This is a genomic window from Nocardia sp. NPDC051750 (assembly GCF_044453135.1).
Taxonomy (GTDB): Bacteria; Actinomycetota; Actinomycetes; order Mycobacteriales; family Mycobacteriaceae; genus Nocardia.
This window is the reverse complement of sequence record NZ_JBITCK010000006.1, coordinates 308,961-334,320: the sequence shown is the minus strand read 5'-3', so window position 1 is coordinate 334,320 and position 25,360 is coordinate 308,961. Positions and strand designations below refer to the sequence as shown.

Genomic DNA, 25,360 nt, shown 5'->3' with positions numbered 1-25,360 from the left:
GTTGTGGCGCGTCACAGTCACTACTGCGGGGGCCGTGCCTGCACACGGCCCCCGCAGTGTCGTACCGGGTGGCGCCGGTTATTCGCGGATCATCTTTCCCCGGTCGAATTCGTGCCCGCCCCACACCCCGGACTGGCCGGTGCGTTCGGCGAAGGCGCCGCAGTCCGGCCGGATCGGGCACCGGCCGCACACCTGACGCGCGTACTCGAAGTCCTGCGATGGGTACGGAAACCACGCCTCATGGTTCGGGTCACCGCGGCAGGCGGCGCGATGCCAGCCGTGGCTGTCGGATATGGGCAGCAGATCTGCCAGCACTTCTACGGTCATATCGATCCCCTCCTTTCGCGGATCGCCTCAGGGTGTCGCGGCCAGGTGCTTCCACACCCGCCGCTGTTCACGGGCCAGCGGTTCGGGAGCCCGGGGTTCCCAGAGCAACCGCATACCCGCCTCTTCGGGGGTGCGGTCGGCCTTGGCGGTATTGCAGGGCACGCAGCAGGCGATGAGGTTCTCCCAGGTGTTGGGGCCACCCCGGCTGCGCGGGCGGATGTGGTCGACGGTGGGCGCCCAGCCGCCGCAGTATCCGCACCGGTTCCCGTCGCGCCGCAGGATGGCGGCGTGCGTTGCCCGGCTGCCCGGTGACCGCACCGTGATGTGGGCCAGGTACCGGTAGCGGACCAACCGGATCGTTTCGGGCAGCATGATCTCGGTGTGCTGGGAGCGGATCGGGAAATGCGGCCGGCGAATCACGACCGATTCGGCGATACCGCTGGTCACCAAGACGACGGCCCGGTCCGCGGCGACCTGGTCCAGCGCCTCGTAGCTGGCGTTGAGCACCAGGACGCGGCTGTGTATCCAATTGTCCGGAGTGAGCGTCGCCGGTTCGGCGACAGCGGGTATCGACATGGGAATCACCAGGTTTCGACAGCCGGGACTACCCGGGTTTCAACAGGGGAGAGTGAACGAGGGCGGTCAGCGCCGCTGCGGGAGGAGCAGGTCGATCGCGAGATCGCCGGCGGGTTTCGGCTGCTGTGCCGGTTCGGCGTTCATCGGCCGGGCCGCCGCGCGGACACACCGCTCGGATACGGCGCTCGACCGGGTGATATCGGCCGGTGCGACTGGATACAAGACCACTCCTCCCCTCTGAGTATCAGCGGCCTGCCCCTGTGGCGTGCCGGTGGAATACATGGTGGCACAACGCACCTGTGGTTGTCGGCTCATTTTTGCCGGCGAACCACCCCCGGGCCGCCCGTGCATCCCGTCGCGGCGGTCCGGGAACCGGCCGGATCGTTCTCGGTGCGGCACGGTCCGGGGGACCGGATGTGCTTCCGATCGCCCGGCGGTGATCCGCGGCCGATCGCTCTGGGGCTGGGCCGGCGTACCTACCCCGACCACGGCGTATCGGTGCTGTTGCAGGCGGTGAGGTGGCCGCCCCGCCCGGGGTAGAGTCCGGGACGGGACAGCGGCACCCCGCAGGCGAGCTCACCCGGCGATCGGAGCCGCGCTACCGGTCGGTAACATAAATATCGACTTTTCACCCGGTAATTCGCGGAAGTGAGGCACGTAGATGACAGAGCGGATAAAGGTCGGCGGGCTCGAGGTTGCCACCGTTCTCCACGACTTCGTAGAGAACGAAGCGCTCCCGGGCACCGGCGTCGATTCCGCCGCGTTCTGGGCCGGGGCCGAGCGGATCATCACCGAGTTCGCTCCGCGCAACCGCGCCCTGCTGGCCGAACGCGACGAAATCCAGGGCAAACTCGACGCCTGGCACAGCGAGCACCCGGGCGCGGACTACGACAAGTCCGCCTATAAGCAGTTCCTCACCGAGATCGGCTACCTGCAGCCCGAGCCCGCCGATTTCGGCATCGGCACCACCGGGGTCGACGACGAGATCAGCAGCACCGCCGGTCCGCAGCTGGTCGTGCCGGTGAGCAACGCCCGCTTCGCCATCAATGCCGCCAATGCGCGCTGGGGATCGCTCTACGACGCGCTCTACGGCACCGACGCCATCCCGGAGACCGGCGGCGCGGAGAAGGGCACCGGCTACAACCGGGTGCGCGGCGACAAGGTCATCGAATGGGCACGCAACTTCCTCGACGACGCGGTCACCCTGATCACCGGCTCGCATATCGGTTCCACCTCGTACACGATCGTCGACGGTGAGCTCGAGGTCGGCCTGGAGGACGGCACCTCCATCGGCCTGGCCGACGCGGGCCAGCTCGTCGGCTACCTCGGCGACCCGGCGTCCCCGAGCGCGGTCCTGCTGAAGCACAACGGCCTGCACATCGAGATCCAGATCGATCCCGAATCGCCGATCGGCAGCACCGATACCGCCGGTGTGAAGGATGTGGTGATCGAATCCGCGGTCACCACCATCATGGATTTCGAGGACTCGGTCGCCGCGGTGGACGCCGAGGACAAAACCCTCTGCTACCGCAACTGGCTGGGCCTGATGAAGGGCGATCTGGCCGAAGAGGTCACCAAGGGCGGCAAGACCTTCACCCGCACCATGAACCCCGACCGCGTCTACACCGCGCTCGACGGCTCCGAGCTGGCCCTGCACGGGCGCTCGCTGCTGTTCGTGCGCAATGTCGGCCATCTGATGACCAGTGATGCCATCCTCGACGCGGACGGCAACGAGGTGCCCGAGGGCATCATGGACGGGATCATCACCTCGCTCGTCGCCGCGCATTCGCTGCGTGACGAGGTGGCGCTGAAGAACAGCCGCACGGGCTCGGTCTACATCGTGAAGCCGAAGATGCACGGCCCGGACGAGGTCGCGTTCACCAACGACCTGTTCGCCGCCGTGGAGGACGTGCTGGGGCTGCCGCGCAACACCCTCAAGGTCGGCATCATGGACGAAGAGCGCCGCACCACCGTCAATCTGAAGGCCTGTATCCACGCGGCCGCCGACCGGGTGGTGTTCATCAACACCGGCTTCCTGGACCGCACCGGCGACGAAATCCACACCTCGATGGTGGCGGGTCCGATGATCCGCAAGGCCGAGATGAAGACCCAGCGCTGGATCCTGGCCTACGAGGACTGGAACGTCGATACCGGCCTCGCCGCCGGCCTGCCCGGCAAGGCACAGATCGGCAAGGGTATGTGGGCGATGCCGGACCTGATGGCCGGGATGCTCGAACAGAAGGTCGGCCATCCGAAGGCGGGCGCCACCACCGCCTGGGTGCCGTCGCCGACGGCCGCCACCCTGCACGCCACCCACTACCACCTGGTGGATGTGTTCAAGCGGCAGGCCGAGATCGCCAAGGGCGGGGCGCGGGCGAGCGTCGACGATATCCTGCAGATCCCGCTGGCGGCCGATCCGAACTGGAGCGAGGCGGACAAGCAGCAGGAGCTGGACAACAATTCGCAATCGATCCTCGGCTATGTGGTCCGCTGGATCGACCAGGGCGTGGGTTGTTCGAAGGTTCCCGATATCTCCGATATCGCGCTCATGGAGGACCGCGCCACCCTGCGGATCTCGAGCCAGCTGATGGCCAACTGGTTGCGGCACGGCGTCGTGACCGCCGACCAGGTGCTCGCCAGCCTCGAGCGGATGGCGCCGGTGGTGGACCGGCAGAACGCCGGCGATCCGGAATACCGGCCGATGGCTCCCGATTTCGCGGGCAGCGTCGCCTTCCAGGCCGCGAAGGACCTGATCCTCGAAGGCACCACCCAGCCCAACGGCTACACCGAGCCGATTCTGCACCGGCGCCGCCGCGAGGCGAAGGCCATGTGCAAGTGAGTGATGTTCGGTGATTGAAAAGTAGCTTCTGACAGCTCTTTTCGAGACGAGGCCCCTCACCTGATGCTCCAGGTGAGGGGCCTCCGTAATCACTGGAGATCAGCTTCGATACCGGCCTGTCGCGCTCAAAACGGTCACAAAAACGGTCACACGCGGGGCAGCCGGTCGGTGTCAGAAAGTGATGCCCTACCAGCGCCGATGGCTGCCGCCATCCTTGATGAGTACGGTCGTGCCGTAACGAGAGTGTGGGATTTGGTGGGCCGCTGATGGTGCGTCGCTCAGAAACAGTGGATCAGCCACTGCGTCAGCGGTCCATCGGAATGAGGTTCGAGCGTCAACCGCTTCCGCAACCGGCACGGCCGCGCGACTCGGTGATTATGTTCTTCCGGCGTGTCGTCGAGACGATACGCCGACGAATTTTCGTGGTAGCTAATCTATGGCAACCCTTGGGGGTTGGGTGCCGCCTGATTTCGGGGCACTCTGGGGCCTTGGCGGGGCGGCGCGCAAAGACCATAGTGTGCGGGTGAGGACCCGCTGGCGTGACGTGTGCGTCATGCGCGCGCTGCTGCCGGATGCCGTAGTAGGTCGCGAGCGTGGCCAATCGACAATCCGGTACCGGAGGTGCAACACGACGAGCGAGCGCCAAGGTGCACAACCGGTGACCGACAGGCAGACTCGCGCCGATCCTGCCGAACTCGCCCGCGAGGAAGCCATAGTCGAAGCCTGCATTGTGCGCGACCATGACCCGACCCGCCAACAACTGAGTCAGCTCGGCCTCGATTTCTCGAAACTGTGCGGCCCCACTCAGGAGTTCACGCGTCAGACCGTGGATGTGGAACGGGCCGGGATCACACCCTGGATCGACAAGCGTATGGAACTCTTCGACAACGGCGCCGTCACTGTCCAAGGCAAGCGCAGCGACCGACAACACCCGGTGATCGGCGGGGCTGAGCCCCGAGGTCTCGACATCGACGACAGTGAACGAGCCGAGCCCGAGCCCGGCGCCCGATGACGTTGCGGACACTACCGAATCTGGTTGCATGCCAGTTCAATCGTCCGTGATTCACCGAACGTTGCGGATCGGTGGGACTGGTTTCGGGCACTGCTTCGGATCCATGGGCCGACGGAAGGATGAAACGTGAATCAGATAGGTAGGGGGGTCCTGTTCCCCAGGCGAACAGGCGGTCCCTGGTGCTTCATCTGGCCTGACGCCGTCATTGCACGGAAGGTCTGGACCTGCCCGGGGTCAGGGGGTGGCCAGGCGGACCGGCATGCGTTTGATGCCGTGGATGAGTGCGCTATGCCCGTATTCAGGTCCACCGAGTTCGACCGGCGGAACCTTGGTGATCAGCTCCCGGAACAGATGCTTCAATTCCATGCGGGCCAGCCAGGCGCCGAGGCAGTGGTGGGGGCCGCCGCCACCGAATCCAGCGTGGTGATTCGGGTCGCGGGTGATGTCGAACGCGTGCGGATTGTCGAACGCCGACTCGTCGCGGTTGGCGGAACTGTAGAACATCACGACCTTCTCACCGGCCGCGATCGGGGTTCCGGCGATCTCGGTGTCGCGGGTCGCCCGGCGGGCGAAGTGCACCACGACGCTGCCCCAGCGGATGAATTCTTCGATCGCGGTGTTCATACGCCCGTCGAGATCTTCGCGCAGCCAGTCCATTTGGCTCGGATGCTCCACGAGCGCTTTGAAGGCATGGGAGGTGGTTTGTTTGGTGGTGTCGTTGCCGGCGGCGGAGATCAGCACCATGAACGCGCCGATATCCTCATTGCTGAGGTGATGCCCGTCGACTTCGGCGGCGATCATCGCGGTCATGATGTCGTTGTGCGGTTCCGCACGGCGCCGCCGGGCCAGGTCGGTGCCGGCGGAATGGAGGATCCCGATCTGCTTGTAGAAGAACTCGGCGCGCTCCTCGAGGCTGGTGTATTCGAGGTCGGTGGTGCCGAACAGGGCTTCGGTGGCGAACGCGACCGCCTCGCGGTCGGCCTCGGGGATACCGATCATCTGCGATATCGTTTGCATGGGCAGTTTCCGGGATACCGCGTCGACGAAATCGAGGGTTTCGCCGGACCGCAGATCGGCGACGAAATCGTCGACGATCCGGGTCGCATTGGTGCGGACCTGCTCTTCCACACGCTGGATCTGGCGCGGAGTGAACGCCGAGCTGATCAATTTCCGGTAACGGGTGTGCCGGGGCGCGTCCAGGGCGATGAAGAATTTGGTGCTGTATTCGACATCGGGCGGCATATACCCCAGGGTCGTGCCGTCTTCCGAGGAGAAGATCTCCGGGTTCCGGCTGACCTGCACGACATCCCGGTACCGGGTGACAGCCCAGAAACCCGGATCGGGATCGGCGAAGATCAGGGAATCCGGCGGGGCATGCCAGGTGAGGCCCTCGGCCGCGCGCAACCGGGCGAACGCAGCCTCCCGGCCGTCGAAGTCCTTTTCCCAGAACTCGTAACTGGAGATATCGACCTCATGATGGGGCCGCGCGGACGCCGCGCTGCCTGTCAGTGTCATGACCGCCTCCGAATCGAGTGTGCTCTCTCCATGGTGGCACTTCTCCGCGTCGGGGGCACGGAATCGACCTGGAAACCGAACCCGGGCCGGCGCTGCGTGGCCGCGGTCGGCAATTTCTGACGATCGAGTCGTCGGCGACGAGCACCGGCCTGATACCCGAAGATTCTGAAGAAGTGACTCGGCTGCTCACCTGGTCTGCCCCGTTAGGGTGGTCTCAGATACATGAAGATATGGTCCGAGACCACCGCGTTCATGATCTCTCGAAGTGTTGGAACACAAAGAGGCGAAGTCGGGGATGCGGCGGGAGTGGGTGGAGAGGTCGACGTGGAGTAGCGGCCGGCGTAGTGGATTTCCTGGAGCTGGCGGACCATGCCGAGGTTGCCGTTGTTGATCAGCGCAACTTTGATCGGTATGCCTTCGATCGCGGCTGTCGCGAGTTCCTGGTTGGTCATCTGGAAGCAGCCGTCACCGCCGATGGCCCACACCTCGCGCTCCGGGGCGCCGAGTTTGGCGCCGACGGCGGCCGGGACGGCGTAGCCCATGGTGCCCAGGCCGCCGGAGTTGAGCCAGGATCGGGGTCGTTCGTAGCGGATGTAGTGCGCGGGCCACATTTGATGTTGACCGACGCCGGAGGTGTAGATGGCGGCGTCCCCGGCGCCTTGTTCGTGCCGCACCAGGATTGGCGGATCTGTCGTGATTCGAGCAATGGGTCGTACACGGGAAGAATTGCGCCACCCGGAATGCCGAATACGATGACGACTTCCAGCTGCTCGAGTGAGCGGACGACAGCCTGGGCACCGGTCAGGGCTACCGGGTCCGTGGGCTGCGGCGCGTCCTTCGGCTCTGTCGTGCTGGGCAGTGGTCGGGATTCGTGGTGCAAGGCCGGGGCGTGCGGGCACTGGTTCGCTCCGTTGTTCGGTCGAGATGGTCCAGCGGATGGTTCAGTGGAGTTGGGCGGTGTGGGGGAGATCGGTGACGGAAGTGCCTACCTGCACGGTGAATTCGCCCGGTTCGGTCTCCCAGCCGCCGGGACCCCAGTGCTGGAAGGCGCGGTCGGGCAGGGGGATCGACACGGTGCGGGATTCGCCGGGAGCCAGCGTGACGGCGGCGAAGCCCGCCAGCCAGCGGATCGGTCGATCCACGGCGCTGTCCGGGCGCGAGAGATAGGCCTGCAGGACCTGTTTGCCGGCGCGATTACCGGTGTTGGTCACCGTGATCGAAACAGTGCGCTCGTCGACGGTGACATCCTCGGTCGACCAGGTCGTATAGCCGAGGCCGTGGCCGAAGGGGTAGGCCGGTTCGGTGTCTGCCCGCAACCATGCCCGGTATCCGATGTGGATGCCCTCGGTGTAGTCGAGGACACCGTCGACGGGTGTGGTGTTCAGGACGGGGACGTCGGCCATGGCCTTGGGCCAGGTGGTCGGCAGCCGTCCGCCGGGTTCGGTGGCGCCGGTGAGCACGTCGGCCAGCGCGGCGCCGAACTCCTGACCGGGAAACCAGGCCAGTAGCACTGCCGCGACGTCGTTGCGCCACGGCATCTCCACCGGCGCACCGGAATTCACCACGACGACGGTGCGCGGGTTCACCGCGGCGACGGCGGTGACGAGGTCGTCCTGGCGGCCAGGCAGGCGCAGCGAGGTGCGGTCGACGCCCTCGCTCTCGATCTGCTCGGTGGTACCGACCACGACCACGGCCACCTCCGCCGCGCGCGCCAGCTCCACCGCGGCCGCGAATTCCGCGTCCTCGTCGCGTTGGGGCCGCCGGATGCCGAGGGTGGCACCGAGAATGATGCCGAGGCCGGGCACCGCGTCCTCGATGCTCGTCACGAGTCGTACCTCGACCTCGTCGCCGGCCGCGAGCGTTCGAGTCACGTGACGTTGCGGCGGGTTGAGCAGAGCCGCCGCCGGATCGCCGGAATCGAGGGCCACGTTCTCGTCCAGCACGGTCTCGCCGTCGATGTCGAGCCGGATGTGGCCGGCGCCGCCGAATCCGATCTGCCAGTCACCGGCCATATCGGCCCGCAGCCGGGTACGCATTTCGACCCGGTTCGACTGCGCGGCCAGCGGTTCGCCGAGCAGCACCAGACGACTGGTGGTGCGGTGCTGGATGCCGAGCTCAGTGTCGTCTTTCACGTACCGAACGGACACGCCGGGCTCGCCCGTTCCGGGATCGGTCATGATCTCCGGCGGGATAGGAATCAGATCCTCGGACAGGTGGACCCCCGCCGCATGGGTCAGCGGCAGGCGTCCCCTCAGGCCCTCCACCGGGGTGCTGGTGTGGCCAGGGATCACTGTCGCGCTGCCACCGCCGAGAAAGCGGGGCTGACCCGCCGACGGGCCGACGAGGGCGACCGTGCTTTCCGGCGTGAGTGGCAAGACATCATCGTTGCGGACCAGCACCATCGCCTGGGCGGCGACCCGACGGACCAGATCCTGGGCTTGTTCGTCGCTGAAAGCCGGCGCGGGCTGCGGGGTGCCGTTGAGGGCGCCGACGCGCTCGGCGAGGCGCAGGATCCGGCGCACTTTGTCGTCGATGGCCGATTCCGCGATCTCGCCCGCGCGCACGGCGGCGGCCAGCGGTTCACCCCACAGGTACGGCGGGCCGGGCATGCACAGATCGGTGCCGTGGGCCGCGCTCCCGGTGGTGCGGACGGCGGTCCAGTCCGAGACCACCACGCCGTCGAATCCCCAGGCTCCCTTGAGCGGTTCGTCGAGCAGCGAATTCTCGGTCATGGTGGCGCCGTTGACGGCGTTGTAGGCGTCCATGATCATCCACGCGCCCGCCTCGACGGTGCGTTCGAACGGGTACAGGTAGAGCTCACGCAACGCCCGGTCGTCGACGCGGACGTCGACGGTGAAGCGATCGGTCTCGGAATCGTTGGCGACGTAGTGTTTCGGGCACGCGCTGACGCCGTGCGCCTGCACCGCCCGCACATAGGCGGCGGCCATCTCGGCGGTGAGCAGCGGGTCCTCGGAGAAACATTCGAAATGCCTGCCGCCCAGCGGGGAGCGGTGCAGGTTCATCGTCGGGCCGAGTACCGCGTAGACGTCCTTGCGCCGGGCCTCGGCGGCGATGAGGGCGCCGATCTCGGTGAGTAGTGCCGGATCCCAGGTCGCGGCGACCGCGGTACCCGACGGCAGGCTCACCGACGGATCACGCTCGTCCCAGTTCTCGCCGCGCACGCCGGAGGGACCGTCGGAGATCGGCATCTCGGCGAGGCCGAGCGCGGGGTCGCCGGCCAGCCGGAACAGGCTCGCCCCGGATATCAGTCGCAGCTTGCCCTCCAGATCCAGCTCGGCGAGTAGTTCCTCGATGTGGTCTTCCATGGAAGGGACAGCCTTTCCTCGGTCAGCGGGTGATGGTGCTGGCTTGATCGGACCAGTGCGGGTTGTGCAGGATCTCGCCGGTTCTGGTGAGGAACGCGGTGCGAGCGGTGGCATCGCCGCGCAGCTGGTCCATGAACCAGGCGGTCAGGTAGCCGAGATAGCGGTAAACGCCCTCGGTGCAGCTGTAGTTGGTGCAATCCGGTTGGCCCTGGATGTCGTTGTGCTGGGCACCCACCACGGCGGCACGAGCCTTGGGGATCCCGGCGGGCAACGCGTCGTAGTACCCCTGCATCGACTGCAGACCGATGACCTCGGGTGGAAGGGCCTGGGTCGCGGGGGCGATACCGTCGGCCGACCCGTTGACCAGAAACACCGAGCCCGACGTCACCGCGGCCGGATCGATACAGGCGCTGTGGCCGTCCACGGTCGGCAGCGACGCGCACACCGCCGACAGCGGCATCTCGAGGGTCACCGCGGTGTCGACGGCGCCGCCGCCGCGCGCGAGCGCGTTGATCGCGCCGAGACCGCCCTGGGAGTGCCCCGTCGCGCCGACCGCGGCGGTATCGAGCCTGCCGTGGAAGACACTGCCCGGCTCGTTGTTCTGCTCGGTCAGGTACCGCACCGCGTCGAGCATCTGCACGCCGGTACCGGTGTCGGTGCGGTCGGCAGCGATCACCACGAATCCCCACGACGCGAGGTGCGAGAGCAGATACTCATATTCGCGCGGGTGGGCCATGGTGCCGTTGCCCCACGTGATGACCGGGTGTACGACGCCGTTGGCGCCGAGGTCGGCCGGATACCAGATATCGAAGCTGTCGCCGGTGGATGTGCAGCAGTCGACACCGGTCCGCTCGGCCACCGCCCATGGCCCCGGTGCGTAATAGGTGGCTTCGACCGGGGCGGCGGGGTGATAGGCCGGCACCGCCGCGGACTGTGACACCCCGCTCGCCGTGGCGACGAGCAGTGCGGCTGAGGTCAGCGCGACCCGCGCGCCGATGCGCGGTCGCCGACCCGACAGGACAGTTTTGTTGCTCATGATCTCGGACGATAGAGAGTCCGAACGGTTGAACAAGGCGCGCCGCGCTGTCTTGCAGACTGTTTGCAGACACCCCGCCACGGCGGATTCCGGCCACGTATTCTCGAGGAGATGAACCACGTCGAGCCGCATCGTCCGGGCTTCGCATGAGCGAGGTCGGTTCGGCGCTGCGTGTGGCGCGCACGGCCGCGGGGATCAGCCTGCAGGGTATGGCCGCGCGCACGAACTACTCCAAGCCCTACCTGGGCCAGCTCGAGACCGGTGCCCGCGCGGTGCGGGTAGAGCATGTGGCCGCCTACGAGTCGGCGCTGCACACGTCGCTGGATCACCTGCGCGACCGGTTGGCCGTCGAAGCGGTCGACGAGCTCGATGATCTGCCCGCTCAGCTGTCGTCGTTGCTGTTGCCGCCCGCGACGCACCTGCGCGGCAAGCATCCTGGCTTCGCCATGACGGAGTTGGTGGCCGCCGAGCAGCTCGTGACGTGGGCGCGGGGCAGGCAATGGGGCGACGGCAGCGCACCGCGCCGCGCGGTGACCGCCTGGCTGTCCGCGAATCTTACGAGGTTGCAGCAGCTTTCGGGTGCGCGCCGCCACGGACGAGCCCTGCGGGTCGGCGCGGAGCTGGCTGATATCGCCGCCGCCATGAGCTGGGACGTGGAAGATATCGTCGCCGCGCGCCGGTATTCGGTGGCCGCCGCGCGCCTGGCCCATGCCGCGGGTGAACCGGTGTTGACCGCGGCGATCCTTACCGAGTCGACCTGGCAGCTGCTCGACAGCGGCAGTCCCGCGGAGGGCCTGGAGGTGGCCCAGCTCGCGCAGTATCTGACCCGCCGCACGGCGACGCCCCTGCTGCGCGTCGCCCTGGCCGAGCTGCAGGCCTACGCGCACGGCATTCTCGGTGAGCAGGCGGCGTTCCAGCGCGCGATCGTCGTAGCCGCCGAATGCCGTGGCGAAGCCGCCGAGACCGCGACCGATGATCGCCCCGCCGATCGCAGTCTCACGGCGGCCGCCATCGGCATGCTGCTCGGCCCGCGCCGCGACTGGCCGGGGCCGGGACAGCAGTCGCGGCCACTCGGCCGCAGCTACCGGCAGCTCATCGCCACCCGGCCCGACCTCGCCCGAATCGCCTTCGGCGAGACCTACCCGCCGCTGCCTCCGGAGTATCTGACCCCGGCGATGGCCGCGATCTCGTCGGCTCGCCTGCAGCTGATGCGCGGCGAGCCCGAACTCGCGGTCGAACACGTCGGCCTCGCGTTGTCGCTGGATGACCGCCCGACCGGCCGGACCGCCGCCCGGCTGTCGGACTTCTGGCATGAGTCGGCCGAGTTCGCAGCGATCCCGGCGGTGGACGAGGTTCGGGACGCGATCCACGATCTGGTGGCGCCGGCGTGCGGGTGGGTGTAAGCCTTTCGGGGCAGGACCGATTCGACGGAACCGGGGAGACAGCAACGCGCCTGCGAGTGCGGTGGCGAGTCAGCCCGTCGCGGTCGCGCCGCGCCGGGTGAGCAGCAGGCCGATGAGCCCGGATTCCTGACTCTGCGTGCTGATCATGTCGCGGGCCGCCTGTTCGACGGGTCCGCCGGAGGACAGTTCGTCGAACGCCTGGGCCATGGCGACACCGCCCTGATGGTGGCGATACATCAAGCGCAAGAACATCGTTTCCGCGTCGGCGCCGCGTGCGTGGCCGAGGGCATCGAGATCGGCCCGGGTGGCCATACCGGGCATGGTCGTCGACCCGGCGTGGTCGTGGCCGGCGGGCATCCACGACATCGGGTGCGGGTTGGTCGGGGTCGTCCCGGCCAGCCGGAGCCAGCCGAGCATCATGCCGATCTCGAGGCGCTGGGCGTCGGCGATCTGGTCGGCTATTTGCCGCACGGCGGGGTCGATATCGGCCGCGAGGCGATCGACCATCGTCAGTGCCTGCTGGTGGTGGCCGGCCATGTCCTGCACGAAGCCGATCTCTGCCGGCGTCAGAATCGGTGCGGGGGCAGCCCGCTCGGACAGCAGCGGTCGCAGCGTGACACCGAGCACCAGCAGGAGTGCGAGCGCGGCGGTGCCCAGCAGCACTTGCCTGCGCACCCCTGGCACGGGTGCGGCGGCCTGCGTGTCACCCTTGCTCATGAGCCGACGGTCGAATGCTGGTCGGCGGGTGGGGTGTACACCTCGGGCGACAACTCCAGGGTGAGCAGGCCGTTGTCGGCACAGGCGGCCCACAGCTGGTTACCGCGCCACTCGGGAGCCGAGAAGCACCAGTCGGTGGAGAGATCGCCGAACGCCACGTCGCCGGTGCGCGAGCCGGTGGCCTCCTCGACATCGAACGCGCCGGACTCCACGGCCTGCATCACCGAAGGCGCGCTGAGCAACGGGATACCGATGATCGAGGCCAGTGCGTGCGGGGAGTTCCACAGCTCGCTGTTCTGGCCGGTGCGCGCGGGCGGGTTGTAGTAGGCGATCTCGCGGACCCGGAGCGGGTCGCGTACATCGAAGACCCGGATGCCGGAGGAGATCCAGCCACACGCGAGCGCGGTGGGATTCACCGGGCGGTCGGCCGAGCAGTAGTGGGCGTCGTAGGCGAACAGCGAGCCGCCCATACTGGAGGCCATCGCGCTGTCGCGGTGCTGTGGCAGGTTGATCTCCAGCTTGATCGTGTTCACCACGCGCGGACGGGTGTCGTCGGAGATATCGATGACTTTGACACCGCCCGACCCCGCCTCGTCGGCGCTGAACAGGTACGGCACGCCGTCGTAGGTGACGGGCACGTTCTGCTGCGTCGCCCAGCCGTCGGTCCAGGTCAGCTGGGCGATGATCGGCACCTGCGGGTCGGGGTCGCGTCGCTGCACCGCCGAGGTGTCCAGAATGGTCAGCCCGCCCATGTTGTCGGCCAGGTACAGGCGGTTGCCGTCGGCGCGCAGGCCCATGCCGTGCATGGACCGGCCCGGCATGCCCTGCCAGATCACGCGGGGATCGGCCGGATCGGTCAGGTCGACGGCGCTGACGATGCCGGGGACGACGCCCGAGGCCCAATAGGTGCGGCCGTCCGGGGAGAACCCGCCTTCGTGTGCCGTGATCCGCACCGGCAGGCTCAGATCGGTGCCGGGTCCCGGGTTGAGCAGACGCGGGTGCGCGCAGTCGGAGATGTCGTAGACCGAGATCAGGCCCGCGCCGGTGAACGCGGGAACCCCGGTGCCCACCAGCAGTTTTCGCTCGGCATTGACCTTGAGGCTCTCCCACGTTCCGGCCAGCATGGCGGGTTCGGTGAGGGTGGTGGTGAGTACCGGGTTCGCCGGATCGGCCACATCGATGACCTGCACACCTTGCGCAGGGCCGAGTAGGTTGCCGGGGAAGAAGCTACCCAGGTAGACGCAGTGGTCGAACTGTGTGGAGGTGATCCCGGCGCCACGACCCCCATAGCCGCCGATGCGGCTGATATTGCACCGGTAGCCCTGGGTGCTGCGGCCGCTGTCGCGGTCGGCGGCGGGCACGTCGCCCTGCAGGCCGGATTCGGGGAGCGCGTCGCCCGCGCAGGTGGCGCGGGCGACCGCAGTATCGGCGATATCGCGGTTCTCCAGGACGACCCCGGCGGAGCCGGGCTGTGCGATGCCGCTGCCCGCGGGGACCAGCAGCACGGCCGCCGCGGCGACGAGCAGATGGCAATAGCGGGTTCTCATGTCGTACTTTCGTGGTGAGTGGCCAGAGTGACCAGGGCCGCGGCGGTCTGACGGCAGAACTGGTCGCCGTCCTCGTCGCCTCGGGTGAGCGCGCGCAGCAGTGTCGCGCCGCGCAGGAATTCGAAGAGCAGGTCGGGATCGCAGCCGGGCGAGACCTGGCCGGACTCGATCGCCGCGTCGATCGTGGCGCGCAGCGCGACCCGCGCCAGACCCTCGCCGCGTTCGCGCAGCCGACGGTAGCTCTGCTCGTCGTCGTGGTACGCCGAGAGCAGGCCGGGGATGCCGGAGCGGGCCGCGGGGTGGGTGGCGGCGGCGAAGAACAGCCGCGTCCAGGCGAGCAGATCCGCGTCGATATCCCCGGTGGGCTGCGGGACGACGCCGGTGTCGAGCGCGAAGATCGCGTCTTCGACGAGGTGGATCTTGTTCGGCCACCGACGGTAGATCGACGTGGCGACCACACCGGCCCGCCGCGCGACGCCCTGAATCGTGGTGGCCTGAAAACCCTGCTCCACCAGCAGTTCCTGTGTGGCGTGCAGCACCTGCGCGTCCAGTTGTGGGTCACGTGGGCGGCCGGGGCCCGGCCGGACCTCGCTCTGTTCGGTCACCGATCGTCCTCCTTCGATGTGGGCAGAGCGTAGCCCAGATCCCGATCTTTTTAAAAACGCGTCATGGTGTATTCGAATTGGCTACCTTGAAACGTGTTCCACTCCCACTCTCGAAGGAAGCTCCCATGCTGACTCCTCAGGACGAACTGCTCTGCCACCAATTGCCGACCACCTTCGACCACGTCGTCCAGAGCGATCTGCGCTGGACCGAGCGCGTCGTGCTCTACGGCTTCGACACCACCGGCCGGGTCAGCGTCATGACCGGCATGGCCCGCTACCCCAATCGCAATGTCATGGACGCCTACGCCATGGTCACCATCGACGGCACGGCGCACGTGGCTCGCCTGTCCCGCGAGATCGGCGGCAAGTACGACGAGCTGGGCGCCTGGCAGGTCGGTCCCTACCGCTACGAGATCACCGAGCCGCTGCGCGGGGTTCGGGTCGGCCTGGGCGACAACGACCACGGGGTCCGCCTCGAACTGAACTTCTCCGGTCGGTTCCCCGCCTACGAGCAGGAGCCCGCGTTCTTCCGCACCCGCGGCCGGGTCCGGGAGGACGCGCGACGGTACTACCAGAACGGCGAGATCTCCGGCTGGCTCGAGGTCGACGGCGAACGTATCGACATCGATCCGAACACCTGGTGGTTCGGTCGCGACCATTCGTGGGGAACCCGGCACGGCGGCGGCGGAGGCAGCCTCGGCGAGGGCAGCGGCCTGCAGCCCGCGGAGATCCCCGACGGCGTCCTGTACTTCATGGGTATCTTCCAGTTCGACGACGAGCTGGTGCATTTCGCTCAGCGCGAGACCGCCGATGGGCAGCGCTGGCACTTCGAGGGCTCCATTCAGCAACCCATCGAGGCAGCGGCACCGACCGTGCCGATCGTCGGCGTGACCCACGACCTGAAGTTCCGCGACGACTTCCGGATCGTCACCGAGGGCGCGTTCACCACCACCGCGGCCGATGGCGACGTCCGCACCTTCTCGGTCACCGCGCTGCACGACTTCTGGCCCGGCCTGGCGGGCTACGACATGTATCGCGGCTACGCCTCGGGTATCTGGAAAGGCGAGTCCTACAGCGACGGGTTCACCGTAGATCTGAGCGACACCGACGACCTGCGTCAGGTCAGCATGCTCACCGAAACCTTCTGCAAGATCGAGAGCAGCGACGGCAAGGTCGGATTCGGCCTGGTGGAGATGGTGTTCATGGGCCGCAACGCCCGCTACGGATACGAGGGCTACTGATGACTGCTCGACCTGCGGCAGAAGATCTGCCCACCGCCGTCGTCCCCGTGCTGCGCGCCGGAATTCCCGACGCGGATTCCGCGCGGGTGGCGAACTGGTCGGCCAGCCCGCGGGGGATGGCGACCGAGACCTACCTGTTCGACCTCGAACGCGACGGCGCCGAGCCGCTGCCGCTTGTCCTGCGGCGCCCGCCCGAGGTCGCACTGTTTCCCGACTACGACCTGCTGCGGCAGGTGCTGGTCATGCGCAGGCTCGCGGGCACCGGCCTGGCCGTGCCCACCGTGCGCTGGCTCGACCGCGGCACCGACGCCCTCGGCAGCCCGTATTTCGTGATGGACCGGATCGAGGGCAGTGCACCCGGTGACGTGCCGTCATATCATTCGGCCGGGCTGTACTTCGACGCCGAGCCCGCGGACCGGGCGACGATGTGGTGGGCGTGCGTCGACACCATCGCCGAAATCCATCAGCTCGATCGGCGCGCATTGAAGCTGGACTTCCTGGCGTTTCCGCAATTCGGAACTGCTCCGCTCGAGCAGATGATCGGCTACGTCGACGCCGCGCTCGCCTGGGCGTCCGATACCCAGCCCCCCGCTCTGCGCCGGGCCGTGGACTGGCTGCGCGCCAACCTGTACGAACCCGAGCATGTCACCCTGTGCTGGGGCGACGCGCGAATGTCGAACATCCTCTACGACACCGAGTTCCAGGTCACCGGCGTGCTCGACTGGGAGATTGCCTACCTCGGCGACCACGAGGCGGACCTCGCCTGGATGCTGTTCCTGGACTGGGCGTGCTCGGAATTCCAGGGCGTCGAACGGCTTCCCGGAACGCCCACCCGGGAAGAGACGATCGCGCGCTACGAGGCGCGCAGCGGGATGAGGGTGCGCAACCTGCGCTACAACGAGGTACTTGCGGCCGTGCTGCTCAGCATTCCGCTGTTGCGGATGGCGCACCGGCTACAGCTGCCGCCGGAGGTCGATGTGACCGCGTTCTGCGCCCAGCGGGTGGAACAACTACTGGCCCAGGAGAAACGATGAAGGTCGATCTCCAGCTGGCCGGCCGTCCCGGCGCAGCTGCCTCGCGGGCAGCGGAATTGATCGCGTGCGCCGCCGACGGACTGTTCTCGTTCGAAGGGCAGCACGACGTCTTCTCCCGCTGGCGCCGGCGGCGACCGGCGCTGAACCTGTCGACCTGATGACCGATGTCGCCATCGCGCTCCCGCGCAGTCCGGTGCATACGGAACTCTGCCTGGGCGCACTCGGCCCGATCATGACCCGAACCGCCGCCGAGGTGGCCGACGGGCTGCTCGTCATGCCGTTCAACAGCGCTCGGCATTTCGCCGAACGCACGATGCCCGCGATCGCGGAAGGTCTCGCGCGCCCCGGCCGCGATGCTTCGGGCCTGGCGATCTATCCGCAGGTGATCGTCGCGACGGGCCGGACGCCGAGAGAGCTCGAGGCCGCCGCCGTCGGTGTTCGGCGTCTGCTTGCCTTCTACGGATCGACGCCGTCGTACCGCCCCGTCCTCGATGTGGAGGGTTGGGTGGATCTCCAGCCCGTGCTCGACGCGCTGTCCAAGCGGGGCGAGGTCGGCGCCATGACCGAGTTGATCGATCACGGGATGTTGCGGACCCTCGCCGTCTACGGCACACCCGAGGAGTGCGCCGCCGAGATCGTCGCCCGCTTCGGCGCCGTCGCCGGCCGGACGTGTTGCTACTTCCCGGGGATACACCGTCGCCGACACCCACATCAGGGACCTGACCACCGCCTTGCAGGACGCATGACCGGCGTACGGATCGACCGCGCCGACGGTGTCGCGGTGGTGACCTTGGATCGACCCGAGCGCCGCAATGCCTTCACCGCGGCGATGGGTCGCGCGCTCGGCCGGGCGTATCGCGATCTGGACGCCGACGACGAGATCCGGGTCATCGTGCTGACCGGTGCCGCCCCGGCCTTCTGCGCCGGAGCGGATCTCAGCGAGGGGGTGACGACGTTCGACAAGCCCGGCAGCGCGACGTTCTCCGCCGCCCCGGTCGACCCGCCTGCCTTCGCGCTGCGGAAACCGGTGATCGCCGCGGTGAACGGGACGCGATCGGCATCGGCCTGACCCTGGCGATGCAGGCCGACATCCGCCTGGTCGCCGAGCACGCCCACTACCCCATTCCCCAGGTGCGACTCGGTATCGTGCCCGACGCGGTGCGGGTCCTCGGCCGTAATGCCGCGCGCGAGCTCTCGGTCGCCGCACTGACTCTGCGCCATGCCGTGACCAGCATGAACGACACCACCGATGCCAACTCCTCCGGTCACAGCGTTCGCAAGGTCTGGCACGCCATCGCCCAGCGTGACGCCTCCCGCGCGCTGGTGTCGATCCTCGGCCCCCGCTCCGCTGTCGGCCACCCCGAACAGCCCTACACCTTCGATTTCCTCGGGTTGCCCGCCATCCTGTTCGGTGGCGGCACCATCGAGATCCAGCTCGACATCATCGCCCAACGCGTCCTGAATCTGCCTCGATGAGAAAGCGTTTCGGTGCCGGTCCGCTGCGTGTGAAGGTTGTGGCCGAGGGACTCGGCTTCGTCGAAGGCCCGGCCGTGCTCCCGGACGGCAAGCCCGCGCAGGTCTCGATGAGCCGCGGCAGTGTCGTGATCCTGGATGCCGACGATGTCTGCCTCGGCCCCGGCGCCGAGCTGTTCGTCACCGCCGCGGCACCGGCACCTTGTTGCGCCTGAGCGGGTAGCGGCGTCCCCGGTTAGTCCTGCTCGTCGATGGTCGGTCCACCGGATGGCCCCGTCTCGGGGGTGACCCGAGATCGGTCCGCCGCGTGCGCGGCCCGCCACTGACTGGGACTGTGCCCGAACCGGGTGCGGAACCAGCGGGAGAAGTTGCCCGGCGAGGAGAAGGCGAGGAGGTCGGCGATCTCGGTGAGGGTGTGGCGGCGGCCGGCGACCATATGCTCGGCGAGGTCGACTCGGGTGGCATCGACCAGTGACGTGAAGGTCTGGTCTTCGGTGGCGAGGCGGCGGTGGATGGTGCGCCGGTCGACGCCGAGACTGCGGGCGATCTGGTCGACCGAGCATCGTCCGGTGGGCAAGAGTAGTTCGATCAGGTCCCTGACCCGTTCGGTGGTCGTCGTGTTCGGCGCGGCCCGTGGCGCGTTGACGATTTGCTGCGCGTAGGCGCGCAGCTGGGGGTCGGCCATGGCGTTGGGCGCGTCGAGGTCGGTGGCGTAGACGATGATGCCGTTGAAGTCCTGATCGAAGCCGACCTGCGGCCCGAGGATGCGGTGGTGGCTGCGGCGGTCGGGCGGCGCGGGATGGGTGAAGCGGACTTCCAGCGGTTGCCAGGTGGGTCCGAGGAATCCGCGCATCAACCCGTGGAGTACGCCGACCGCCAGTTCCATGGCCTGCCGGGTTTCGCCGGGTCCGCCGAGATCCAGACTCAGGCGGATGGTGGCGATGTCGTTGCGCTCGGTGAGCCGGGTGTGCAGTGCTTCGTTGAACATGTGCTCGTAGCGGGTCATGATCCGCAGCGCGCTGCGCACATCGGGTTCCTCCCGGATGACCATGCTGAGCGGGCCGAGATTGCCGAGGCGGCGCCGTTCGGCCAGGCGTAGGCCGATGTCGTCGTGCCCTGATGCGGCGGCGGAGCGTTCGAGCAGATCGGCGACCGCGGCAGCGGGAACCCAGCGGTCCTGTGCGCTGAGGCCGGCGGGGTCGAGCCCGGCGGCGCGGATCAGGGCGACCGGGTCCAGCCCCAGGGAGCGGCCGAGCTCGACATATCCGTGAATCGCCGCGTAGCGGGCGAGTGGCTTCACCGCATCCTCCATGTCCCGGAATGAACAACAAATAGTCCCCACAGGATAAGCATGGCGCGGTGATCCGAAATAGGGTGGTTCCCATCACAGTGCTGGACATCGGGGAATGAGGAAATCGCGAGTGGTGAACGCGCCCGGCGTGACCTCCTCCCGGCAGCACGCGATCGATGGGTTCGGCACAGCGAGTGCGACGGCACACCCGGACCCGGACTCGGCGCAGGAATATCGCTCGCACCCGCCGAAGGTGCGCTCGACCGATGAGGAGATCTGTTGTGGCACAAGCAATTCGCTTCTACGAAGTCGGTGGCCCCGAGGTGCTTCGCTGGGAGGACGTCGAGGTAGGCGCCCCCGGTCCCGGCGAGGTGCGGGTCCGGCACGAAGCCGTCGGGATGAACTTCGCCGACACCTACTTCCGCACCGGTCTCTACCCGGCCCCGCTGCCGGCGGGTATGGGTGTCGAGGCGGCCGGCGTGATCGAGGCGACCGGCACCGATGTCACCGGCTTCGCCGTGGGGGACCGGGTCACCTACACCGGTAGCCCGCTCGGCGCCTACAGCACCGAACGGGTAATGCCCGCCGAGCACCTGATCGCCCTGCCGGACGGGATCGACTTCGACACCGCCGCATCGATGACGATGCGTGGCCTGACCACCGCGTACCTGTTGCGTCGCATCCATCCGCTGCGCGCGGGGGATACCGTCCTGCTCCACGCGGCGGCCGGTGGCGTCGGCCTGATCTTCGTGCAGTGGGCGAAGTTGCTGGGGCTCACCGTGATCGGCACGGTTTCCAGCGAGGAGAAGGCCGAGATCGCCCGCGCCGCCGGGTGTGATCACGTCATCGTCTACACCCGCGAAGACGTTGCCACGCGGGTGCGTGAGATCACCGGCGGAGCGGGCGTGCCGGTGGTCTACGACAGCATCGGCAAGACCACGTTCGACACGTCGCTGGATTCGCTGGCCCGGCGCGGGCTGCTGGTGTGCTTCGGCACCGCCTCGGGCCCGACTCCGCCCATCAACGCCATGCAGCTGGCGGTCAAGGGCTCGCTGTTCGTCACCCGCCCCGCGCTCGCCGATTACATCGCCGATCCGGCCGAGCGCGCTGAGCTGGCCGGGGAGCTGTTCTCGCATGTCGCCGCCGGTCGCATCCGGATCGAGATCAACCAGCGCTACCAGCTTTCCGAGGCGGCGCAGGCCCACCGCGACATCGAGTCCGGCCGCAGCGTCGGCTCCTCGGTCTTCACGCTCTGATCCCGGCGACACCACAGGAGGACAACCGATGACAACCATTGCCCGATCCATCACCGCGACGCCGCTCACCTGTTCGATCGGTGCAGAGCTGGTGGATGTGGACCTCGCGCGGGTCGCCGCCGACGATTCCCTCTTCGCCGAATTGCGTGCCCTGCTGCTCGAATACAAGGTGCTGTTCGTTCGCGACCAGAACATCAGCCGCGCCGACCATGTAGCGCTGGCGCAGCGATTCGGTCCCCTGGAAGATCACCCGGTGCTCGGCAGCGACCCGGACCACCCCGGGCTCGTGCGGATCTACAAGGATCTCGACAGCCCGCCCGAGCACTACGAGAATTCCTTCCACTGTGACGCTACCTGGCGGGAGAACCCGCCCATGGGTTCGATCCTGCGCTGCGTGCAGGCTCCACCGGTCGGCGGTGACACCATCTGGGTGAACATGGCCGAGGCCTACCGGCGGCTGCCCGAGCGGGTGAAGGCCCGGATCGAGGGTCTGCGGGCACGCCACAGCATCGAGGCGAGTTTCGGCGCGGTGATGCCGGAGCAGCAGCGCCACGAGCTCGCCCGCCGTTATCCCGACGCCGAGCACCCGGTGGTCCGTACGCATCCGGAAACCGGTGAGCGCGTGCTGTTCGTCAATTCCTTCACCACCCATCTGGTCAATTACCACACGCCGGAGAACGTGCGTTTCGGCGCGGACTACTCGCCGGGGGCCGCCGAATTGCTGCACTACCTGATCCGGCAGGCGTCCGTTCCGGAATTCCAGGTGCGCTGGCGCTGGACGGAGAACAGCTTCGCGATCTGGGACAACCGGTGCACCCAGCATTACGCCGTGCAGGACTACTGGCCTGCGGTCCGCAAGATGGAGCGCGCCGGCATCGCCGGCGACAAGCCGATCTGAGACTCCCTTTTCCACGACTGTTCGATACCGATCGGAGAAAATAATGCATTTCCACGACGATGCGCTGTTCCCGGAAAACCAGGACAAGCTGGTCATCACCTGCGCGCCGTACGGCCCGGAATGGGAGCCCGACGACTTCCGCGAAGACCTGCCGCTGACCATGGAGCAGCATGTGCAGCAGGCGGTGGACTGTTACGAGGCGGGTGCCTCGGTCCTGCACATCCACGTCCGCGAGCTGGACGGCAAGGGTTCCAAGCGGCTCTCGAAGTTCAACGAGCTGCTCGCCGGGTTGCGCGCAGCGGTGCCGGACATGATCCTCCAGGTCGGCGGTTCGATCTCGTTCGCGCCGGAAGGTGACGGGGCCGATGCGAAGTGGCTCTCCGACGACACCCGGCACATGCTCGCCGAGCTGGACCCGAAGCCGGACCAGGTGACCATCGCGATCAATACCAGCCAGATGAACATCGTCGAGCTGATGACCGAGGACGACATCGCCGGCACCTCGATCCAGCGCCCGGAGCTCTACGAGACCTACCGTGAGATGACCGTGCCCGCGGGCCCGGCGTGGGTGGAGGAGCATCTGCGGCGGCTGACCGCCAATGGCATCCAGCCGCACTTCCAGCTGTCCGGTATTCCGCAGCTCGAGACGGTCGAACGGCTGATCCGGCGCGGTAAGTACATGGGTCCGCTCAATCTCACCTGGGTCGGGATCGGTGGCGGGTTCGACGGCCCCAATCCCTACAACATCATGAACTTCATCCAGCGGGTTCCCGACGGTGCGTGCCTGACCCTGGAGACGCTGATGCGCAGCGTGCTGCCGGTCAACGCGATGGCGATCGCTTTCGGTCTGCACCCGCGCTGCGGCAACGAGGACACCCTGTGGGGTCGCAAGGGCGAGAAGATGAAGTCGGTGGATCAGGTGCGCCAGCTGGTGCGCATCGCCGAGGAGCTGGGCCGCGGGGTCGCAGACGGCAAGGAAGCGCGCGACATCTACCGGGTCGGTGAACAGTACGCGAGCGTCGAGGAGACCCTCGCCGAGCTCGGCTACGCCCCCAACCGCAAGCCCGGCCAGGTCGGATTCACCCAGCACGCCTGACCCGCCGGTGGGTCCGCGCCCGCCCCGTCGTCCCCTCTCCAGACGCCGGCGGCGAGGCGCCGGCTGTCTCATCACTTATCAGCTCCGGTGCGTCGCACACCGTCTCGACGCACCGGGTTCGTAGGAGCACCGATGAAGTTGCACACTACCGTCGCCGGGGCGGCTGACGACAACATCGCCGCCCCGGCCGAGGCGAACCGAGATCCCCGACTCCGTCGACGCTACCCATGGGTCGTCTTCGCCCTGGCCTTCGGCCTGCTACTGGCCGACTACATGTCCAGGCAAGTCCTGAGCGCGGTCTATCCCTTTCTGAAAAGCGAATGGGCGCTGTCCGATTCGAAACTGGCCTCGCTCACCAGCGTGGTGGCACTGATGGTCGGCATCCTCACCCTGCCGTTGTCGGTGCTGGCCGACCGATGGGGTCGGGTACGCAGTCTCGTGCTGATGGCGGTGCTGTGGAGCGCCGCGACGCTGCTGTGCGCGGTGGCGGCGAACTACGAGCAGATGCTGGCCGCCCGATTCCTGGTCGGCGTCGGCGAGGCCGCCTACGGCAGCGTCGGGATCGCCCTGGTGCTCAGCGTCTTCGCCGCACGGAGGCACGCCGCGCTCAGCGGCGCGTTCATGGCGGGCGGTTCGTTCGGATCCGTCCTCGGTGTCGGCCTGGGCGGGGTTCTCGCCGTCCAGTTCGGGTGGCGCTGGTCGTTCGCGGTCATGGCGATGTTCGGCCTGCTGTTGGCCGCACTGTTCAGTGTCTTCGTGAGCGAAGTGAAACTCGCCAGGAACGCGGCCGATCAGCACGCAGGCGCCGTGCCGCCCGGCGGAGGGTTCCGCGCGCCGGTGTCGACGCTGTTCACCAACCCCTCGGTGGTGTGCGCCTACGTCGGCAGCGGCTTCCAGATCTTCACGGCCGCGGTGCTGTTGTCGTGGATGCCGAGCTTCTTCAACCGCAATTACGAGCTGGCGCCGGACCGGGCGGGCACCGTCGCCTCGGTGTTCGTCCTGCTCGTCGGTTCGGGGATGGTGTGCTGCGGCATGATCACCGACCGGGTCAGCCGGGTCGGCATGTCCCGGAAATGGTCCGCGGCGATCGTGTTCTGCGCGATCTCGCTGGTGTGCCTCGGCATCGGATTCAGCCTCGCCGCCGGCGCCGCGCAGTTGCTGCTGATCGGTATCGGTGCCTTCTTCTCGGGCGGGTCGTCCGGCCCCGCCGCAGCCATGGTCGCCAACCTGACTCATCCCTCGGTGCGGGCCTCCGCGTTCGGCACCTTGACGCTGGTCAACAGCCTGCTCGGGCTCGCGCTCGGTCCGTTCGTCGTCGGTGTGCTCGCCGATCACCTCGGACTGTCCGCGGCGCTGCGGCTCACCCCGCTGGCCTACCTGCTCGCGATCGTGGCACTGCTGCTCGGCAAACGTCTCTACCCCGCCGGGCTGCGCAAACTCTCCGCGGTCGAGCCCGCGCCCGGCCACTGAATCGAAAGGAACATCGCCCGCCATGCAAGACACCGCTGACCCCACCATCGTGATCGTGCCGGGACTGCGCGACCACGTCCCCGGCCACTGGCAGACGCTGCTCGCCGAACGCTTGGACAAGGTGCGCACCGTCCCGCCACTCGAGCACGACAAACTCGGCCTTGCCGCGCGCATCGCCGCACTCGACGACGTTGTCGCCGAGATCGACGGCCCGGTGGTGCTGGTCGCGCACAGCGCGGGCGTCATGATCACCGTGCACTGGGCGCAGCGCAACCGGCGACCGGTTCGGGGTGCGCTGCTGGCCACCCCTGCCGACCTGGAAACGCCGCTGCCGAGCGGGTATCCGACCTCCGACGACCTGGGGGCGGGCGGGTGGACCCCGATTCCCCGGGGACGGCTGCCGTTCCCCAGCGTCCTCGCCGCATCTACCACCGACCCGCTCGCGGCATTTCGGCGGGTGACCGGCATGGCCGAGGCATGGGGCAGTCGTCTGGTGGACCTCGGCGACGTCGGCCATCTCAATCCGGCGTCCGGCTACGGCGACTGGCCGCGTGGCCAGAAGTTGCTGAACGAGCTGATCGCCTCGACCGCGGCCGAGGCGGAGGTACTGCGATGAGCGCTGGCAGGCCTGCTGCTGGCAGGTGGACCGATCATGTTGTTCTCCGCGATTAAGTACTTCTCCACCGAGGGCACAGGCA

At 67.8% G+C, this 25,360-nt stretch carries 23 protein-coding genes and 2 pseudogenes; 13 read left to right on the top strand and 12 right to left on the bottom strand.

The features are described from left to right. Positions 1-78: 78 nt before the first annotated feature. From ACIA75_RS26340 to ACIA75_RS26330, 3 genes are all read right to left on the bottom strand, one after another. Positions 79-327, bottom strand: a complete 249-nt coding sequence (locus ACIA75_RS26340) for a WhiB family transcriptional regulator (RefSeq protein ID WP_397108498.1) — start codon at positions 325-327, stop codon at positions 79-81. Between the two features lie 27 nt (positions 328-354). Continuing rightward, positions 355-903, bottom strand: a complete 549-nt coding sequence (locus tag ACIA75_RS26335; RefSeq protein ID WP_397108496.1) for an HNH endonuclease — start codon at positions 901-903, stop codon at positions 355-357. A 66-nt stretch (positions 904-969) separates the two neighbouring features. Then, positions 970-1,125: a hypothetical protein gene (locus ACIA75_RS26330; RefSeq protein ID WP_397108495.1), complete on the bottom strand. Its 156-nt coding sequence runs from the start codon at positions 1,123-1,125 to the stop codon at positions 970-972. A gap of 439 nt (positions 1,126-1,564) precedes the next feature. Between ACIA75_RS26330 and ACIA75_RS26325 the strand changes: the two genes are divergently transcribed. Further along, positions 1,565-3,742 (top strand): malate synthase G, encoded by a 2,178-nt coding sequence (locus ACIA75_RS26325; RefSeq protein ID WP_397108493.1) that lies wholly within the window; start codon positions 1,565-1,567, stop codon positions 3,740-3,742. 334 nt (positions 3,743-4,076) lie between these two features. Here the strand turns inward: ACIA75_RS26325 and ACIA75_RS26320 are convergent, their stop codons facing one another. The 5 genes and pseudogenes from ACIA75_RS26320 to ACIA75_RS26300 all read right to left on the bottom strand — a co-directional run bounded on the left by ACIA75_RS26320 (position 4,077) and on the right by ACIA75_RS26300 (position 10,631). Continuing rightward, the gene (locus tag ACIA75_RS26320; RefSeq protein WP_397108491.1) at positions 4,077-4,784 is read right to left on the bottom strand and encodes an exonuclease domain-containing protein; all 708 of its coding nucleotides are present in this window, start codon (positions 4,782-4,784) and stop codon (positions 4,077-4,079) included. 204 nt (positions 4,785-4,988) lie between these two features. Further along, positions 4,989-6,269, bottom strand: coding sequence for a cytochrome P450 (locus tag ACIA75_RS26315; RefSeq protein ID WP_397108489.1), 1,281 nt, complete (start codon positions 6,267-6,269; stop codon positions 4,989-4,991). Between the two features lie 276 nt (positions 6,270-6,545). Continuing rightward, positions 6,546-6,904 (bottom strand): annotated as a pseudogene (locus tag ACIA75_RS26310) (thiamine pyrophosphate-dependent enzyme); the annotation flags it as partial. A 306-nt stretch (positions 6,905-7,210) separates the two neighbouring features. Next, a complete protein-coding gene (locus ACIA75_RS26305) occupies positions 7,211-9,595 on the bottom strand; it encodes a beta-glucosidase (RefSeq protein WP_397108487.1) in 2,385 nt (794 codons plus the stop codon). Positions 9,596-9,617: 22 nt separating this feature from the next. Continuing rightward, a complete protein-coding gene (locus ACIA75_RS26300; RefSeq protein ID WP_397108485.1) occupies positions 9,618-10,631 on the bottom strand; it encodes a hypothetical protein in 1,014 nt (337 codons plus the stop codon). A gap of 146 nt (positions 10,632-10,777) precedes the next feature. On the opposite strand from ACIA75_RS26300, the gene ACIA75_RS26295 reads away from it, so the two are divergent. Further along, positions 10,778-12,034 (top strand): helix-turn-helix domain-containing protein, encoded by a 1,257-nt coding sequence (locus ACIA75_RS26295; RefSeq protein ID WP_397108483.1) that lies wholly within the window; start codon positions 10,778-10,780, stop codon positions 12,032-12,034. 69 nt (positions 12,035-12,103) lie between these two features. Here the strand turns inward: ACIA75_RS26295 and ACIA75_RS26290 are convergent, their stop codons facing one another. Genes ACIA75_RS26290 through ACIA75_RS26280 form a run of 3 tightly spaced genes read right to left on the bottom strand, consistent with a single transcriptional unit; the run spans position 12,104 to position 14,903 of the window. Next, complete coding sequence (locus ACIA75_RS26290; protein WP_397108481.1) at positions 12,104-12,751, bottom strand: DUF305 domain-containing protein; 648 nt, start codon at positions 12,749-12,751, stop codon at positions 12,104-12,106. Further along, a complete protein-coding gene (locus tag ACIA75_RS26285) occupies positions 12,748-14,298 on the bottom strand; it encodes an LVIVD repeat-containing protein (protein ID WP_397108479.1) in 1,551 nt (516 codons plus the stop codon). The genes ACIA75_RS26290 and ACIA75_RS26285 overlap by 4 nt, the downstream gene beginning before the upstream one ends. Continuing rightward, on the bottom strand, positions 14,295-14,903 hold the full coding sequence (locus ACIA75_RS26280; protein WP_397108477.1) for a TetR/AcrR family transcriptional regulator: 609 nt from the start codon (positions 14,901-14,903) through the stop codon (positions 14,295-14,297). The genes ACIA75_RS26285 and ACIA75_RS26280 overlap by 4 nt, the downstream gene beginning before the upstream one ends. Before the next feature lie 125 nt (positions 14,904-15,028). Between ACIA75_RS26280 and ACIA75_RS26275 the strand changes: the two genes are divergently transcribed. The 6 genes and pseudogenes from ACIA75_RS26275 to ACIA75_RS26250 all read left to right on the top strand — a co-directional run bounded on the left by ACIA75_RS26275 (position 15,029) and on the right by ACIA75_RS26250 (position 18,866). Beyond that, a complete protein-coding gene (locus tag ACIA75_RS26275; protein WP_397108475.1) occupies positions 15,029-16,144 on the top strand; it encodes a hypothetical protein in 1,116 nt (371 codons plus the stop codon). Next, positions 16,144-17,178, top strand: a complete 1,035-nt coding sequence (locus ACIA75_RS26270) for a phosphotransferase family protein (protein WP_397108473.1) — start codon at positions 16,144-16,146, stop codon at positions 17,176-17,178. Before ACIA75_RS26275 ends, ACIA75_RS26270 begins: the two co-directional genes overlap by 1 nt. Further along, a pseudogene (locus tag ACIA75_RS26265) lies at positions 17,175-17,924 on the top strand (LLM class flavin-dependent oxidoreductase). The gene ACIA75_RS26270 and the pseudogene ACIA75_RS26265 overlap by 4 nt, the downstream one beginning before the upstream one ends. Continuing rightward, the gene (locus ACIA75_RS26260) at positions 17,921-18,247 is read left to right on the top strand and encodes an enoyl-CoA hydratase/isomerase family protein (protein ID WP_397108471.1); all 327 of its coding nucleotides are present in this window, start codon (positions 17,921-17,923) and stop codon (positions 18,245-18,247) included. The pseudogene ACIA75_RS26265 and the gene ACIA75_RS26260 overlap by 4 nt, the downstream one beginning before the upstream one ends. Before the next feature lie 8 nt (positions 18,248-18,255). Next, positions 18,256-18,654 (top strand): acyl-CoA dehydrogenase family protein, encoded by a 399-nt coding sequence (locus ACIA75_RS26255; protein ID WP_397108469.1) that lies wholly within the window; start codon positions 18,256-18,258, stop codon positions 18,652-18,654. Beyond that, positions 18,651-18,866 carry a hypothetical protein gene (locus ACIA75_RS26250; protein WP_397108467.1) on the top strand — a complete coding sequence of 72 codons (216 nt, stop codon included), beginning with the start codon at positions 18,651-18,653 and terminating at the stop codon, positions 18,864-18,866. The genes ACIA75_RS26255 and ACIA75_RS26250 overlap by 4 nt, the downstream gene beginning before the upstream one ends. Positions 18,867-18,886: 20 nt before the next feature. On the opposite strand, the gene ACIA75_RS26245 is transcribed toward ACIA75_RS26250, so the two are convergent. Further along, entirely contained in the window at positions 18,887-19,951 is a 1,065-nt protein-coding gene (locus tag ACIA75_RS26245) for an AraC family transcriptional regulator (protein WP_397108465.1), read from the bottom strand. A gap of 272 nt (positions 19,952-20,223) precedes the next feature. On the opposite strand from ACIA75_RS26245, the gene ACIA75_RS26240 reads away from it, so the two are divergent. From ACIA75_RS26240 to ACIA75_RS26220, 5 genes are all read left to right on the top strand, one after another. Beyond that, positions 20,224-21,198: a quinone oxidoreductase family protein gene (locus ACIA75_RS26240; protein ID WP_397108463.1), complete on the top strand. Its 975-nt coding sequence runs from the start codon at positions 20,224-20,226 to the stop codon at positions 21,196-21,198. Positions 21,199-21,226: 28 nt separating this feature from the next. Continuing rightward, entirely contained in the window at positions 21,227-22,096 is an 870-nt protein-coding gene (locus ACIA75_RS26235; protein WP_397108461.1) for a TauD/TfdA dioxygenase family protein, read from the top strand. Positions 22,097-22,139: 43 nt separating this feature from the next. Beyond that, a complete protein-coding gene (locus ACIA75_RS26230; protein ID WP_397108459.1) occupies positions 22,140-23,192 on the top strand; it encodes a 3-keto-5-aminohexanoate cleavage protein in 1,053 nt (350 codons plus the stop codon). 132 nt (positions 23,193-23,324) lie between these two features. Beyond that, positions 23,325-24,662, top strand: a complete 1,338-nt coding sequence (locus ACIA75_RS26225; protein WP_397108457.1) for an MFS transporter — start codon at positions 23,325-23,327, stop codon at positions 24,660-24,662. Between the two features lie 22 nt (positions 24,663-24,684). Next, complete coding sequence (locus tag ACIA75_RS26220; protein ID WP_397108456.1) at positions 24,685-25,278, top strand: RBBP9/YdeN family alpha/beta hydrolase; 594 nt, start codon at positions 24,685-24,687, stop codon at positions 25,276-25,278. Positions 25,279-25,360: the final 82 nt, after the last annotated feature.

Bases quoted from the DNA above. Each gene is read 5' to 3' on its own strand.
- ACIA75_RS26250 (WP_397108467.1), top strand. From the start codon at position 18,651: ATGAGAAAGCGTTTCGGTGCCGGTCCGCTGCGTGTGAAGGTTGTGGCC.
- ACIA75_RS26260 (WP_397108471.1), top strand. From the start codon at position 17,921: ATGACCGGCGTACGGATCGACCGCGCCGACGGTGTCGCGGTGGTGACC.
- ACIA75_RS26325 (WP_397108493.1), top strand. From the start codon at position 1,565: ATGACAGAGCGGATAAAGGTCGGCGGGCTCGAGGTTGCCACCGTTCTC.
- ACIA75_RS26275 (WP_397108475.1), top strand. From the start codon at position 15,029: ATGCTGACTCCTCAGGACGAACTGCTCTGCCACCAATTGCCGACCACC.
- ACIA75_RS26220 (WP_397108456.1), top strand. From the start codon at position 24,685: ATGCAAGACACCGCTGACCCCACCATCGTGATCGTGCCGGGACTGCGC.
- ACIA75_RS26340 (WP_397108498.1), bottom strand. From the start codon at position 327: ATGACCGTAGAAGTGCTGGCAGATCTGCTGCCCATATCCGACAGCCAC.
- ACIA75_RS26225 (WP_397108457.1), top strand. From the start codon at position 23,325: ATGAAGTTGCACACTACCGTCGCCGGGGCGGCTGACGACAACATCGCC.
- ACIA75_RS26285 (WP_397108479.1), bottom strand. From the start codon at position 14,298: ATGAGAACCCGCTATTGCCATCTGCTCGTCGCCGCGGCGGCCGTGCTG.
- ACIA75_RS26320 (WP_397108491.1), bottom strand. From the start codon at position 4,784: ATGCAACCAGATTCGGTAGTGTCCGCAACGTCATCGGGCGCCGGGCTC.
- ACIA75_RS26335 (WP_397108496.1), bottom strand. From the start codon at position 903: ATGTCGATACCCGCTGTCGCCGAACCGGCGACGCTCACTCCGGACAAT.
- ACIA75_RS26230 (WP_397108459.1), top strand. From the start codon at position 22,140: ATGCATTTCCACGACGATGCGCTGTTCCCGGAAAACCAGGACAAGCTG.
- ACIA75_RS26290 (WP_397108481.1), bottom strand. From the start codon at position 12,751: ATGAGCAAGGGTGACACGCAGGCCGCCGCACCCGTGCCAGGGGTGCGC.
- ACIA75_RS26295 (WP_397108483.1), top strand. From the start codon at position 10,778: ATGAGCGAGGTCGGTTCGGCGCTGCGTGTGGCGCGCACGGCCGCGGGG.
- ACIA75_RS26300 (WP_397108485.1), bottom strand. From the start codon at position 10,631: ATGAGCAACAAAACTGTCCTGTCGGGTCGGCGACCGCGCATCGGCGCG.
- ACIA75_RS26235 (WP_397108461.1), top strand. From the start codon at position 21,227: ATGACAACCATTGCCCGATCCATCACCGCGACGCCGCTCACCTGTTCG.
- ACIA75_RS26315 (WP_397108489.1), bottom strand. From the start codon at position 6,269: ATGACACTGACAGGCAGCGCGGCGTCCGCGCGGCCCCATCATGAGGTC.
- ACIA75_RS26305 (WP_397108487.1), bottom strand. From the start codon at position 9,595: ATGGAAGACCACATCGAGGAACTACTCGCCGAGCTGGATCTGGAGGGC.
- ACIA75_RS26255 (WP_397108469.1), top strand. From the start codon at position 18,256: ATGCAGGCCGACATCCGCCTGGTCGCCGAGCACGCCCACTACCCCATT.
- ACIA75_RS26270 (WP_397108473.1), top strand. From the start codon at position 16,144: ATGACTGCTCGACCTGCGGCAGAAGATCTGCCCACCGCCGTCGTCCCC.